Source organism: Flavobacterium sp. K77 (genome assembly GCF_021608205.1).
Taxonomy (GTDB): Bacteria; Bacteroidota; Bacteroidia; order Flavobacteriales; family Flavobacteriaceae; genus Flavobacterium; species Flavobacterium turcicum.
Genome location: NZ_JAKIHO010000010.1, coordinates 1 through 14,065, shown reverse-complemented (window position 1 = coordinate 14,065; position 14,065 = coordinate 1). Strand labels below are relative to the sequence as shown.

Here is a 14,065-nt window from a genome sequence, read left to right as displayed (position 1 = left end):
GTACTATGAAACTGAATTTTAAATTACAAAAAGTATTTCTAGAGATCGTTTGCTTCCTTTATATCGTTTTATTTACCTATGCTTCGATCAGTAAACTAATTGATTTTGAAAACTTTCAAACTCAATTAGGCCAATCTCCACTTTTAAGTGCTTATTCAACAAGTATCTCTTTTCTAGTAATTTTTGTTGAATTGGGACTAGTCTTTGCTTTATCAGTGCGCGTATACCGAATAATGGCCCTTTGTTTATCGGTGGGCTTAATGGCTATTTTTACTACTTATATTATTTTGATTTTAAATTTCAGTTCGTTTATTCCCTGCTCTTGTGGTGGAATTTTAGAAAAGCTTGGATGGACTGAACATTTGATTTTTAATCTTTTTTTTATTGTTATAGGTAGTTGTGGTGTGTTGCTTCATCAATTTGAGAAAAAAAGGATTATCTCAATATTCTTAATCGTAGTATCAAGTGTACTTTTTGTAGTTTTTTTATTTCTATCTTCAGAGAATACTATGCAGAAGCAAAATCCATTTATTCGTCGATTTACTCCTAACGTTGCATCAAGGACTTTAACAAAAAACTTAAATAACTATGGATTTTATTTTGCTGGACAATTTGATGGAAAGATCTATTTAGGAAATACCATTTCTCCATTAACAATCATTGAATTTGACAGCACATTGCAATATAAAAAACAATATACTATTTCACTTACAAAAGATAATTTACCTTTTAGAGCCGTTAAAACAAAAATTATGGGTACTCATTTTTTTCTATACGACGGTTCCATTCCTATAATTTACAGGGGCTTAGTTTCTGATTGGAAAGCTACCATTTGGGTTAGCAAGAAACCTTACTTCACTATATTACAACCAATTGATTCTACTCTTTGTGTATTTAGAGGGCAACAATTAGGTACTTACGAAAATATATTGGGAACCATATCTTTAAATGATTCTTTAAAAATTAAAAAGCAAAAGCATTTATTACAAAAACAAATAGACGGTGTTTTTGACACGGACGGAACTATGACTTATAGTGAGGGTTTAAACAAAATCGTATACACTTATTTTTATCGGAATCAATTTATTGTAGCTGATACAGCTTTGCAACTTGTGCATCGGGTTAAAACTATTGATACTACTACTAAAGCTAAATTAAAAGTAGTCCGAATCAGAAAATCAGGAGATAGCAAACTTGCAGCTCCGCCGTATACTGTTAATTTAAGAAGTGTGGCCTTTAATCAACTTTTGTTTAATCAATCAGGGCTTCGTGGTCGTTATGAAAGTGAAAAGAATTGGAGCTATGCCTCAATAGTTGATGTTTATAATATTACCAATAAAACCTATTTATTCAGTTTTTATATCTACCATGAAAACAAAATGAAAATGAGTGATTTATTAATAACTGAGAAAGCTCTTTATGCAATAGTAGGACATCAAATTGTCAAATATACATTTGGAGCACCTATCCTAAAGCAACTGAAAAAATAAAATGAAAGATATACTGGCCAGTATCAGGGGTAAGATCGAAAACCTGTAGAAAAGAGTAGATCCAAATAATAATTATTAATTTTTTTATTATGAAAACAGATTTTTTAAAATTGATGGTGCTTCCAATGGTAGCATTCTCATTGGCTAGTGCTGCTGCTGTAACCACTAGTACCGCTAAAGAAAGCCAAACGGCTACTGCAATTATTAATGGTTATATCCATTCACCACTACCTTCTAGTTGTAAACTGGTAAACGTAGATTGTGATGTAACCGGAAATGCTTTTTGTATGAGTGGTTCTTCACAAGTATTCGATAAAGATAGCGAAACGACTTGTTCTACGCCGCTTTTTAGAACTGTTAATCCGTAGATTAACGAATAAGTGCAGTTTATTCAAACTGCACTTATTTATTTTTAGTCTTTTAGATATCTGTCAAACCAATCGGTAATTCGATTTGTAAGGTCCATTTTATTCTCCTTGATTACAATTACATGCTGATCTTTGGGATAAACCAATAAAACATTCTTTTTCTTGGCTCTCCTCAATGCATTATAAAAAAGTAAGCTCTGTTCGTAGGGTAAATTAGTCTCCATTTTCCCAACCCAAGACAGTAATGGTGTAGTGACATTATTTGCATAAAGTATCGGTGAATTTTTTAGATATAGCTCTTTGTCTTCAAAAATAGATTTTCCTATTCTCCATTGTTGCGATTCACTTCGCCATAATTCCGGAATATTGAGACTTTTTGAGTTACTAAAATACCAACTTACCATGTCTGAAATTGCTGCACCCGATACTGCAGCTGCGAAAATATTCGATTTTGTAATAATATAATTTGTTTCATAACCTCCGAAAGAATGCCCTATTAAACCAATTCGTTTGGAGTCGATCATTCCTGTTTTAACAACAGCATTGTATGCAGCAACAACACAATCTAGTGCACTATTTCCCGTTTCTCCTTCATAATATTTCACATCAGGCAATAGAACAAAATAATTCTGTTGCACAAAATGTTTCACATTAAAGCCGGTGTCGTTGTACAAAGTCGGAATGCAATATTCGTGCAATGAGTTTGTTATTTGCGAGTACACATTGATTATCATCGGATATTTTTTACCTACTTCATAATTTACTGGATAATATAATAATCCTTGCAATTTATCTCCTTTTGAATTCGTAAATGAAATTAGTTCTACCTTTCCTTGATTAAAGTTTTTATCATGGGTATTGCTTTCAAACAGAACCTTATTCATACCGTTTTTAAATGATACAATTCTTGGAGACTCATTATGCGATTGTTCTCGATAGACATAGACTTCATTATTGGCTCTACGCAATTCATCTGATTTTGTAGTATTATTTGCTAGTGGAATTAAAGTGTTGGATGTAGAAACTAATTTGAATTGTTGTGCTTTGGTGGTCGCATTTCTTGCTGAAACAATTAAATCATTAGCTGAATTAATTTCAGTTAGTGCCCAGCCATTGTAATTATCATTCCCTATTTGCTTGATATTTGAACCATCTACAGTGAAGTAAGTACCGCTTTCTCGTCCGTTAGTAATGCGATTTAGTTTATTTGTTTTGATGTCAAATTGATAGACATCGAATTCATCTTGTACCAAAAGGTATTCTCCATCATTACTCCATCCTTTCATTCCAAAAATATGTGGTCTTGTTATGTACTTTAAATCATTTGAGACCCATTCGGAACCTGCAGGTGGCACAATTGACACGGTAGATTGTGTTTTTATATTGTACAGCCACCAGTTTTTATCTTTAAAATAGCATATGTACGCTCCATTTGGAGAAAAAGACAATAAGTAATTTTCGCCAGGTTGTTTTTCTAAAAATAGCTTTTTGCTACCATCAGCTAGATTGTACAAGAAATAGTCAACCTCACCATAGCGTTTAAAATGAGGAGCATATGCAGTTGGATTGTAAAGTAATGCAACTGATTTACTGCCGTTAAGCTGTACAAAAGGAAGTTCTTTATTTGTAATCGTATTCCAGCGCTTTTCTTCAATAAACCAAACCGATAAAGTGGTGTACCCTTCTAAGTTTTCCCTACTTGCTTTTGGATAAATCCATAAATCTTCTGTATCCCAAACCTCAACATCGTCTTTTTTTGGTGTTGCCTCTTCTTTAAGTTTTGCGATTCCAAAAAAAACTCTTTTACCATCACTTGAAATTTTAAAAGATTTTGTGGTAACAATTTCATGCTTTTCTGGAAAATTTAAGAATGATTTTGGTTCAAAGGTTTGAATGGTGTTATCTTGGTTTTTGTAGAAGTTCAGTTTTGTGTATTTCCCGTTGATTCCCTCTTCGAGCCAAAAAACACCTTTTCCATATTCTGCTAATGTCAGAACAGATAATTTGTTTTGCGTTGTGTGATATTCAGTTTTTTTGTTTGTATTAAGATTTATTGTTCCGAAACTACCTTTCCCTTCATGGCTAGTGAGATAAAGTAGGATATTATTAAGCTGATCCAATTGGTATTCTGCTACATTTGGAACACGGTTGATTTCTTTGTTTTTTATGGTCCTTACTATCAATTCCTCATCATTGGAATAGCTCACGATAATTTTCCCGCTTTTGGCAAATTCAAAAGCAGCACTATTCGCTATAACAGTACTTTCACTACTTTCTAAGTTAGTTACTATTACTTTATCTCCTTGAAAGGCACCAAATGCAATTTCACCACCAAATTTGCCTTGTGTTCCTAGTGGAAAACTAAATCTAATATTTTTCTGGGTATGTTTTACAAAGAGTGTATCTGAACCATTGCTGTACTGCATATCAAATGATATCCAGTTTCCTTTCTGGGAAATAGCTCTGTTTTCTAATTTACCCCACTTTTCATACTCTGCTACAGCAATATTCTTTTTGGAATTATCCTGCCCGTAGATAGAGCAGGATATTACTATCCAAATTGTCAAAATTGTTTTTTTACAAGAATAACTGAAAACGATAGTACTACTGTTTTTTAATAGCTTCATGACTTTAATAACCTGTGTTTTGTGGTTGTAAATTAGGATTTGCGTTCAATTCTAGCTCTGGGATAGGCCACAAAATATCGGAACTGTTCCAGCCTAGTTTTGAAACAGCTAGTACTTCATCGACTGTTCCAGTGCGCTTTAAATCAAAAAATCGATGACCGTGTTCCGTAAAAAACTCAAATCTGCGTTGTTTTTGAATTTCAGTTAAAATTTCAGTGGCAATAGTTGAGGTAATTATTGGTAAACCGGCGGTCGTTCTTATCTTATTTAAATCCTCTTTTGCGCCTGCTAAATCGCCTAGTTTTGCTCTTGCTTCGGCTCTGATTAAATATTGTTATGCTAAGCGCAACACAATAGAATATTCCTGCGAACTTGTTGTTGCGGTGCGCAGTTTGTATTTATTAGGATGATACCAAGTATTTAGTCCGGTGGTAACTGACTTTGTCCAATTCACTTTGCGTTGGTCACCTGTTTCAAAAGCACTCATAAAATCGGTACGAAGTGCACAAACTGGTGGCGGTCCAGATACGAAAATAAAAGTTGTACCTTCATTACTATTTCGTACCGCTGTAGCTGATGCTAATTGCCAAATAGTAGTTTTACTATTTCTTAGAAAAATCTTGTTTAAATCCGTTTCCCAGGCATAAAGCGGACTATTGATAACAGTAGTTGCTTCATTTGCTGCTTCTGTATTTTTATTCATGTATAAATATACTCTCGCCAGCATGGCTTTGGCCACCATTTTATTGGGTTTGGCACGATCCGAAGAACTATAATTTTCAGGCAATCTAGAACTGGCACTTTCTAAATCCTTCGCGATTGCTGCATATACTTCATCCGCAGCGCTACGCGTAACTTTTCTATTAATTTCATAATTGGTTCCTGTAATATAGGGGATGCTACCATAAATTTGCAACAGATAAAAATGCACTAGAGCACGAACGAATAGTGCTTCACCCGACACTCTATTTTTAACCGCAATAGGTAAATCAGTCGCATTTTCAACACCTTGAATAACCGAATTTGCATTATATATTTGACTGTAGCTTGAAGTCCAAAGTGACGCCACAGTAGCATTGTCAGCCGTAAGCGCATTGTTGTAAATAGGTAGCGAAATTGTAGAGTTGGTATAATCTTGTAATTCATCAGCATACAACCCCATTCTAACAGATGCACCAGTGGGTAAACCAGATAGTATGCCACCGTCACGAAGTTGTGCATAGATTTGTGCCATTGCTGCGTTTGCTGTCAATTCACTTTCAAAAACTGTAGTTCCTGTAAGCTGAGAATTAGGTAATGGAACCTCTACAAAATCACTACAAGAGCTTGAACACAGTATAAGTGCCAAAACCAAAAGAATGCGATATACCTGAAATGGCTTTATTAATACCATTTTAAATTGTAAATTTTTCATATTACTATTTTTTTTAGGATTAAAAGTTTAATGTCATTCCGCCGCTAATCACTTTTAGCGGAGGGAGGAATCCTGAGAACTTAAACTCGGGATCACCTGCTTTGTAAGATGTAAATGTCAGTAGGTTTTGACCTTGAATAAAAAGTTTGCATTTTACATTAGTGGTAGCTTGTAACGGTATATCATAGGAAAGTGAAATATTTTTTAGTCTGATAAAAGAGCCGTCTGTAATTACGGCATCACTTTCTATGTATCTGTAATAGGAGCTTACCGCAGCACCATTTAGTCCCGTAGTGTGTAGTTGAGAACTGCTTTGATCCCCAATTTGCTGCCAAGCATCACCACTAGTGCTGCTTTGGTTTACTTGACCACCTCCCGGAACATTTGAAATGTAGTCATAATTGTCTCTTTTTAAGAACTGCAATAAAAAATCCAATTGCCAATTTTTATAGTCCAATTGGTTTTGGATGCCTCCAAAATATTTAGGAGATAAATCCTTGCTAATTTGCTTATCGCCTGCTGTTATGCTTCCATCCCCATTTAAATCAACAAAATCGTATAATCCTGTTTGTGGATTAACACCTTTGCTTTGGTATAATTTTACAATATCAATTGATTCACCAATCACATACCGATTTGCAAAAGTGGAACCTGAAAGATTCGGAAAAGAAAGTAATTTATTTTTTGCAACGGCCACATTGAAGTTGGTTGACCATTTAAAAGAGTTTGAATCTATATTTACGGTTCTTATGGAAAATTCAAAACCTGAATTTTCAACGGTCGCATCAAGATTCGCATTTAATGACAAGAAACCTGTTGTAGCTGGCATAGGAATACCCACCAATTGATCCGACGAACGATTCCTATAAAATGCTAGCGTGCTAAAAATTCTGTCTTTAAAAAAACCAGTTTCTAAAGCTAATTCTAGTTTACGATTGGTTTCCCATCCAAAGTCGGCATTATAAAGTCGTGTAGGTTGTAACCCAATTATACCCTGATAATTTATCCCAGTTGTTCCGTAGGTATCATAAAACTGATAATCTCCAATTTGATCATTACCCGTAGTTCCATAACTAAAACGGAGTTTTCCAAAACTCATTTTACTATTTTCTGGATTGAATTTTTCTTTGCTAAAAATCCATGCAGCACCAATAGCACCAAAATTAGCATATTGTTTGCCTGGTCCAAATCGGCTGGAGCCATCTCGACGACCTGTAAAGTTTAAAAAGTATTTATCGTTGTAACTGTAATTGACGCGACCAAAAAAAGCTTGATAACGGTATAAAAAGGTATCGCTATTGGTTATGTTTTTTGTAATTGCAGAAGCTAAGTTATTAATTAGATTGTTATTTGCAAAACCAATACCCGATTGGAATAGGCGCTCTGTACGTTGCTGTTGGCTTGTCATCCCCAGTAATACATCAAATTTGTGATTTCCAAATTTTGTGAAGCCTCTTAGTTGTGGCTCTATAATCCATGATTGTCTGTTGGTAAGGTTTAAGTGCATAATGGAATTGTCACTCCCAACTTCGTAAACGGGATTGTAAATGGTGGATGGTATTGTTCGGACTTCTTTCGTTTTTAAATCGGTAAAACCAAAGTTTGATTTTATTTCTAAACCTGGAATTAGTTCATACGACAATACGCTGTTGGTTACTAAGTCATTGGTGTTCGCACGGTAGGTGCTTTTTAGAGGTGCCAAAGGATTTTCGAAGGTATCATTTTCCCAATTCAGATTTCCATTCGAATCGTAGAGTGCGGGAGCGTTTGGTGCCAAATAACGCGCTGTTAACGTTAAATCTGTTGCTGCTTGTAGATTATCTTGCGCCGTGTAATTTCCCGAAAAAGAGATTTTGAATTTCTTATCTAAAGAAGTGTAGTTTATTGAGCTAAGAATACCGCCTTTAATGTATCTGAAATCTCCTGGAAGGACTGTTCCCTCGGTTCTGTAGTTCCCACTAATCAAGAATTGTGTTGTTTCACTTCCACCAGAGATACTGGTTCTAAAGTCATTAATTGTTGCTGAACCGCCTAATAATTCCTTTTGCCAATTAGTATATCGGGTTTGATCCCAAGCCCCATTTACATCATAATCAGTATCCGATATTGGAATTCCATCATTGATAAATGCTTGTTTACGCATCGACAGATACTGCTCAGTATTCATCAAATCTACAAATTTAGTCGCTGTACCAACAGCTGTTGAGGCCGTTACTGAAATGTTTGTTTTACCCGATTTTCCTTTTTTTCGAGTTATTAATACCACACCATTTGCTCCCCTTGAGCCATAAATTGCCGTTGCATCGGCATCTTTTAATACTTCGATGCTTTCAATGTCATTGGGGTTAATACTGTTGAGCGGACTGGCTTGGCTTGGTAATGCCGTTGAAGTATTCGAGCTTCCTATGGACTCGTTTGAATAGGGAACTCCATCAATAATGTATAATGGCTCATTTCCATCAAGACGAATGCTGTTGCGACCTCTAATTTTAATTTGGAAACCACCGCCGGGAGTTCCCCCATCTTGAATGATATTGACACCTGCCAATCTCCCTTGCATTGCGGCTAGTACGTTTGTGACAGGTTGCTTGTCAATGTCTTTTGTAGTCATTCTTGCGATGCTACCGGTTTGCTCTTTTTCTTTAATAGAATAATATCCGGCATTTATTATGATTTCCTCTAAAGTAGTAGCATCTTCAGTCAATTTTACATTGATAGTTACTTGATTTGCAACTACAATTTGAATCGTTTTATAGCCTAGATAGGAAAATACCAAAACATCATTCTCCGCTGCTAGTATAGTGTAATTGCCGTTTTCATCAGAAAATGCTGTTGTTGGCTTATTATTAACCTTTATGGTTACGCCAGGAACTGTGCTGGTATCATCGGTAATTGTACCTCTGATAGATCGTGTTTGCGCATTTAATCCTGTTATGAAGCACAAGAAAAGGATGCAGTACAGTTTGGACAGTTGTGTTGTTGTCCAAAACTTCAAAAATGATTTTTTTTTCATACTTTTGAATTGGTTAAATTAAACTTCGGTTTAGTTTGCTTTGGCCCTCTATTCGTCCGCCAAGAAGAGTTAGAGGGCCTTTTTTTTGTGATTAGCCTCGAAAGCGCTAAAGCATAGATTTATATTTTTTAAGTCATAGGCGTTATCTGTATATCATAAGGTTTTGTAACATCTAAGCAAGCTGTTTCAGGTGCCAATAAATAGTTGTTTATCTCAGTTTTTGTTATTTAGATAAAGCAATCGCAGCAAGTAATCCAACAAATTAACAGTGTAATTAAAGCTAGAATTAAAGTAGCTTTTAGTGTTTTATCGTATTTCATTATTTCGTTGTTGTTTGCTGTTTTTCAATTTGTTATGTCGATTTGCGCTATTACTGTTACCACAGAATTTAAGAGCACTCTTTTTTGAGTGCAAAAGCTTTTGAATTTATGTTATTTTTAAAGGAAAGTACACTGCCGTTGCCAGTTGCAGCCCAACGCAGGCAGTGCGTTTCCAAACTAACTAATTCAATTAATTGATTTACGATACTATAAAAAAGAAGATTTGCTAAGAATAAAAGTGAGTAACTTTTGAGCATAAAAAAGGCATGGAACTCATCTTACTGCCTTAGAGGTACTGGTATACCAGGGAACAATAAGTGAGCCCACGCCATGGGACGTGAGCATCTTACTTATCATTTCGTTCCTTTTAAAATTACCAGTTTTCTAAGACGAAATTCAAAGCGAATGCTTCAATGTTTTTTGAAGTGTCGCAAAAATACATAATGTTAAATTATGTTTTACAAATATAACAAAATTTCTCAATATGCGTACTTTAATACGCATTTATTTTTTGTCTTTCACTTTTCTTTGTTACTATGAGCGGAGTAAGTGAAAATGTGTGTATTTATATTTATGAGAATTGGATCCAGTCTTATAAATCACAGCGCTCATTTGCCATAGACCATAATATTGAAGAAAGTGTGGTTCGGAAGATTAAAAACACCGCCTTACATCAAAAAGATTCCAACTACAGCATACCCGTAAATACACTTCATAAGATATGTGAGGCCAGAAACATGAAGCTAACGACTTTTTTCGAGTTGATAGATTTATAGTTTAAAAAAGGATGCTTTGGCATCTTTTTTTGTGCAATAAAATTGTCTATTCTGCTTTATCAATTATCTATGTGGGAGTAACTATCAGAGGAACAATTATTTTATCCGTTTGTCAATTTATTTTTGATGGATGGAATGCTATGAAATAATTGTAGTTATTACTTGGTAGTTTTTGGGTTTATACTTGCATGGTCAATTTTATGATCGGAAGAAAATTTGTATAAATAAGGTAGCAAATTTGTCCATATAATTAGTTTTTCTGTTGGGTGTAGAATACTATTCAAACTAAACTAGAAAGAAAAAGGATTATTAGAAATTATATTCAAATTTAAAATAGTAAAAAAAGTATTCAGCAAATAAAAAGTGTATTTGATGATTTGTAATAAAATTATTATTGTTATATTTGAACCATATACGTTATCGTATAGCGCCAATACACCCAAATTTGGGCTGATACACGCTACAATGTAACGCATATATACTAGTTGTGCGTCAGTTTAGCGGAACGTACTGAAAATAGAAAGAAAAATGAAAAATAAAATTCTATATTTTCTGATTTTATCTTTATTTATAAATTGTAAAAAAGAAAAAATTAAAATTGAAAAACAAACTAAAATTGAGCAAATTTATGCTGAAAACAATTATGGAATGTTTGGAGGGAAAATTAATCTGAAAATATATTCCGATAGTTCTTACACTTGCGTACGATACGAAAAAAGCCCAAATTATGAAAAAACTGAAAAATTTGATGGTTTTTTCAAAATAATAAATGATACAATAAACTTTTTCCCATCTGATTTCAAACTAAATTATTCAACAAAAGCGGTTATTAAAAATAATTTCGTGGAATTTGTTGACGGAGAATTTCCTCTAAAAATCGAAATAAAAAGAAATAAATTAAAGTCAAAAAATAGTTTAAAATTTGACAAAATTAAAGATTATGCGATTTTCACATTCGATGAAAAATATCACAGCAATATTTATTACGGATATAAGCCAAAAACAGTAAAAGCATATGATTTAAAGCAAAATGAATTAGAAGAATTAGATATTATATTGAAAAAATGTTTTGTGGAGAATAATACAAAACTAAAAGATATAAATAATTACGTCAAACAATGCATTGTCGTAATAAATCAAAAGCAAGAAATTGAAGTTTGGGTAAGTTGTTATTGCAAAAGCAAATATGAAAAAGACAATTACAAATATTCAATAATCCAAATGAACGACGGCGGAAATTGTAATATAAATCTAAAAGTGAATTTAACAAAACATAATTATTCAGAACTAAATATAAGTGGAAGCGCGTAAAAAAACCGAACGCACAACACACGTTTGGCGCAATTGCGAATTTTGTGGTATATTCACGTTCACGTTACGCAAGAAATATTATCTTTAACAGAAAATAATCAGTTCCGAAGTTCGCAACTGACGCCAAGCGTGGGAACGTTAGGGTGTATAGCTCCGTTGAAAAGACACCGCCGACATCAACCAGACGTTTTGCAACTGAAAAAATAATAATGAACTAGCTAGGCGTGCCGACGCAAAGCAAGCTCGGAATCTGACAGTGAAAAGCGAAAGACAAGCAAATGTGAATCACTTTGCGGAAAACAGAAAGCGGAAAATTTTTTCCTTTTTTTTTGAGTTTTAATGGTAAAACATCATTCTGACGACAAACAGAAAACAGAAAAGCTACCGAAATTGAAACGTGGAAAAGTTGCCGAAATTGGGCTGGAAAATTGGAACAGATGAACTTTCGTGCTTTTCAAACGTGTCGCTACACACCCTAACACACGCTACAAGCAAGCAGGGTAATTGGCTTAATTTGAAGATAGTTTTTGTTTGATACATTTGTTTTTAACCGAAAGATTACGCATCTTTAATCCCAGCCTGCGTGTAGCGCGAGAACGTTAGCAGATATTTCAGACTAACCGTACCAAAGACAAAAACTATGATTGAAAAATTAAACAAGTTTGATTTAAAAATTTCGGAAACCTTAAAACTAAAAACTTTCGAATCAAGAGATGGATTTGTTCTACTTGAAAACGCAGAGTTTGAAGAAATAGAAAGCTATTTTACAAATTTTCCGATTTATAGAAATTTAGTTGCTATATTAACTGATGAAAACTCAAATTATTGGTGTATTAATGTAAACGGACCACTAAAAGGAATGATTTGTTATTTAAGTCACGACGAACCAAATTTAGAACCAAAATTTAAAAATATTTCAAGTTTTTTAAAAGCTATCGACGAAAATCCAGAGGCATATGATTTTAATGATTTAGAAGAAACTTCATTTGACTTTCCAAACTCAAAAAATGAAACAGAATTTAGTGAAAGAAAAGAAATAATCGAAAAACTTTTTTCTGAATTCAATTCAGAAAATGATGAAGATATAAGACAACAAATAGCATTTTCAATTATTGCATTAACATCAAAAGAAGAAATTGAAGATAATATTTATCCATTCCTTGATAATGAAGATATGTATGTTCAAGAGAGGGCAATTCAAATTTTGGGTTTTCATAAATACAAACCAGCAAAAGAGAAATTAATTGAACTAAAAAAAACTGCAATGTATAATGGACAAACAGCTGTCGGAATTGCACTAAAAAAAATTAACGAAAATTAAAGAAACATCTGCTAACACACGCTACAAGCAAGCTGGGCAATGGGTTTAATTTGAAAATAGTTTGTGTTTGATACATTTGTTTTTAACCGAAAGATTACGCATCTTTAATCCCAGCCTGCGTGTAGCGCGGGAACGTTGGCAGTAATTATGAGAAAACCCTACTTAAATATAATATTTTTTTTATTCTGGACAGGATTTACTCTTGCCCAAGATAATATGCAAATTGTTGATTACAATAATCTATTAAAATACAAAGTCGATGAAAATAGATTTGAATTTGGTTGGCTGAAAAATGTTTTTAGTGGTATTCCTTGTTTTAGAGATTACACAAAAAACGATGCAGAAATGCAACTCATTGATTCGAAAAGTGATTCAATAATTTATAAATCAACTAAACCCGAAAGAAACGGATTAGAAATAATAACCAAAGAAATATTTTTAGATAAAAAAACACGAAAATTTCAAATTACAGGACAAATAACTGGAGGTTGGGAAAGTGTAATACCAATGGAATTTGAAATATATATTGGACATAGAAATGATACCATATCAAATATAACTTTATCACCAAACTTACATGGCGATGTTTATTATAATGGGAAAAAAGTTGATACAACAATTGTAGTAGATGTTGTTCCTGCATTTTACTTGAGTGATATTAAAAAATTTGAGGCTTATCGAGGAGAAAAAAACCTGATTAATTCTAAATACAAAGAAATGCTTTTTAACATTGAAGCAATAATTGACGAGAAAAGTGTCTTGGTTTTTGGATTGTCATCTAGATATGCTGAAATATTTGAAATTGGTAAATTATTAAAATAACTACTGCCAACAGGCGTTTGGCAAGATTGCGAATTTTGTAGTAAATTCACGTTTATTTCTCGCAAGAAATTTTATCTTTGATAGAAAATAATCGGTTCCGAAAGTTCGCAACCTCGCCAAGCGCCGGAACGTTATGCGTGAGTTTTGGAATTTACGCAGACATTACGAATTAGAAATAAAATTACCTTTCCGCCAGAGTTTTTGAAAGCAGAAACTTGAAAGCAGAAACTTGAAAGCAGAAACTTGAAAGCAGAAACTTGAAAGCAGAAACTTGAAAGCAGAAACTTGAAAGCAGAAACTTGAATGCGAAACTTGAATGCAGCAACTTGAAAGTGAAACTTGAAAGCAGAAACTTGAAAGCGAAACTTGGAAACTGAAATTTGAAAAGCAGAAACTTGAAAGCGAAACTTGGAAACTGAAATTTGAAAAGCATTATCCGAAAAGAAGATAGAAATAAATTTTTCCACAAAAATAAACCCACGCATAACAGCCGTCTCAAGCCATTGCGAATTTTCTCCTAAATTGACGTTTTGATTTCGCAAGTTTATTTATCTTAGCCAAAACTAATCGGGTCCGAAGTTCGCAACGGCGTGAGGCGTCGGG

General features: G+C 33.7%; 9 protein-coding genes. 5 read left to right on the top strand and 4 right to left on the bottom strand.

Features of this window, described 5'->3' with window-relative positions; all coding sequences use genetic code 11:
• The first annotated feature begins 5 nt into the window (after window positions 1-5).
• Window positions 6-1,490 (top strand): MauE/DoxX family redox-associated membrane protein, encoded by a 1,485-nt coding sequence (locus L1S34_RS13985; protein ID WP_236364611.1) that lies wholly within the window; start codon window positions 6-8, stop codon window positions 1,488-1,490.
• A gap of 89 nt (window positions 1,491-1,579) precedes the next feature.
• Window positions 1,580-1,858 carry a DUF6520 family protein gene (locus L1S34_RS13980; RefSeq protein ID WP_086452579.1) on the top strand — a complete coding sequence of 93 codons (279 nt, stop codon included), beginning with the start codon at window positions 1,580-1,582 and terminating at the stop codon, window positions 1,856-1,858.
• A 44-nt stretch (window positions 1,859-1,902) separates the two neighbouring features.
• Here the strand turns inward: L1S34_RS13980 and L1S34_RS13975 are convergent, their stop codons facing one another.
• The 4 genes from L1S34_RS13975 to L1S34_RS13965 are packed head-to-tail and all read right to left on the bottom strand — an operon-like array spanning window position 1,903 to window position 8,912.
• Window positions 1,903-4,485 carry a S9 family peptidase gene (locus L1S34_RS13975; protein WP_236364609.1) on the bottom strand — a complete coding sequence of 861 codons (2,583 nt, stop codon included), beginning with the start codon at window positions 4,483-4,485 and terminating at the stop codon, window positions 1,903-1,905.
• 4 nt (window positions 4,486-4,489) lie between these two features.
• A complete protein-coding gene (locus L1S34_RS14920; RefSeq protein ID WP_370637654.1) occupies window positions 4,490-4,810 on the bottom strand; it encodes a RagB/SusD family nutrient uptake outer membrane protein in 321 nt (106 codons plus the stop codon).
• A gap of 9 nt (window positions 4,811-4,819) precedes the next feature.
• Window positions 4,820-5,899, bottom strand: coding sequence for a RagB/SusD family nutrient uptake outer membrane protein (locus L1S34_RS13970; protein WP_236364607.1), 1,080 nt, complete (start codon window positions 5,897-5,899; stop codon window positions 4,820-4,822).
• 19 nt (window positions 5,900-5,918) lie between these two features.
• A complete protein-coding gene (locus L1S34_RS13965; RefSeq protein ID WP_236364605.1) occupies window positions 5,919-8,912 on the bottom strand; it encodes a SusC/RagA family TonB-linked outer membrane protein in 2,994 nt (997 codons plus the stop codon).
• Between the two features lie 1,624 nt (window positions 8,913-10,536).
• Between L1S34_RS13965 and L1S34_RS13960 the strand changes: the two genes are divergently transcribed.
• The 3 genes from L1S34_RS13960 to L1S34_RS13950 all read left to right on the top strand — a co-directional run bounded on the left by L1S34_RS13960 (window position 10,537) and on the right by L1S34_RS13950 (window position 13,462).
• Window positions 10,537-11,319 carry a hypothetical protein gene (locus L1S34_RS13960; protein WP_236364603.1) on the top strand — a complete coding sequence of 261 codons (783 nt, stop codon included), beginning with the start codon at window positions 10,537-10,539 and terminating at the stop codon, window positions 11,317-11,319.
• 640 nt (window positions 11,320-11,959) lie between these two features.
• The gene (locus tag L1S34_RS13955; RefSeq protein ID WP_236364601.1) at window positions 11,960-12,640 is read left to right on the top strand and encodes a HEAT repeat domain-containing protein; all 681 of its coding nucleotides are present in this window, start codon (window positions 11,960-11,962) and stop codon (window positions 12,638-12,640) included.
• A 147-nt stretch (window positions 12,641-12,787) separates the two neighbouring features.
• Window positions 12,788-13,462, top strand: coding sequence for a hypothetical protein (locus L1S34_RS13950; RefSeq protein ID WP_236364599.1), 675 nt, complete (start codon window positions 12,788-12,790; stop codon window positions 13,460-13,462).
• Window positions 13,463-14,065 lie beyond the last annotated feature (603 nt).

Bases quoted from the DNA above. Each gene is read 5' to 3' on its own strand.
- L1S34_RS13985 (WP_236364611.1), top strand. From the start codon at position 6: ATGAAACTGAATTTTAAATTACAAAAAGTATTTCTAGAGATCGTTTGC.
- L1S34_RS13980 (WP_086452579.1), top strand. From the start codon at position 1,580: ATGAAAACAGATTTTTTAAAATTGATGGTGCTTCCAATGGTAGCATTC.
- L1S34_RS13975 (WP_236364609.1), bottom strand. From the start codon at position 4,485: ATGAAGCTATTAAAAAACAGTAGTACTATCGTTTTCAGTTATTCTTGT.
- L1S34_RS13970 (WP_236364607.1), bottom strand. From the start codon at position 5,899: ATGAAAAATTTACAATTTAAAATGGTATTAATAAAGCCATTTCAGGTA.
- L1S34_RS13965 (WP_236364605.1), bottom strand. From the start codon at position 8,912: ATGAAAAAAAAATCATTTTTGAAGTTTTGGACAACAACACAACTGTCC.
- L1S34_RS13960 (WP_236364603.1), top strand. From the start codon at position 10,537: ATGAAAAATAAAATTCTATATTTTCTGATTTTATCTTTATTTATAAAT.
- L1S34_RS13955 (WP_236364601.1), top strand. From the start codon at position 11,960: ATGATTGAAAAATTAAACAAGTTTGATTTAAAAATTTCGGAAACCTTA.
- L1S34_RS13950 (WP_236364599.1), top strand. From the start codon at position 12,788: ATGAGAAAACCCTACTTAAATATAATATTTTTTTTATTCTGGACAGGA.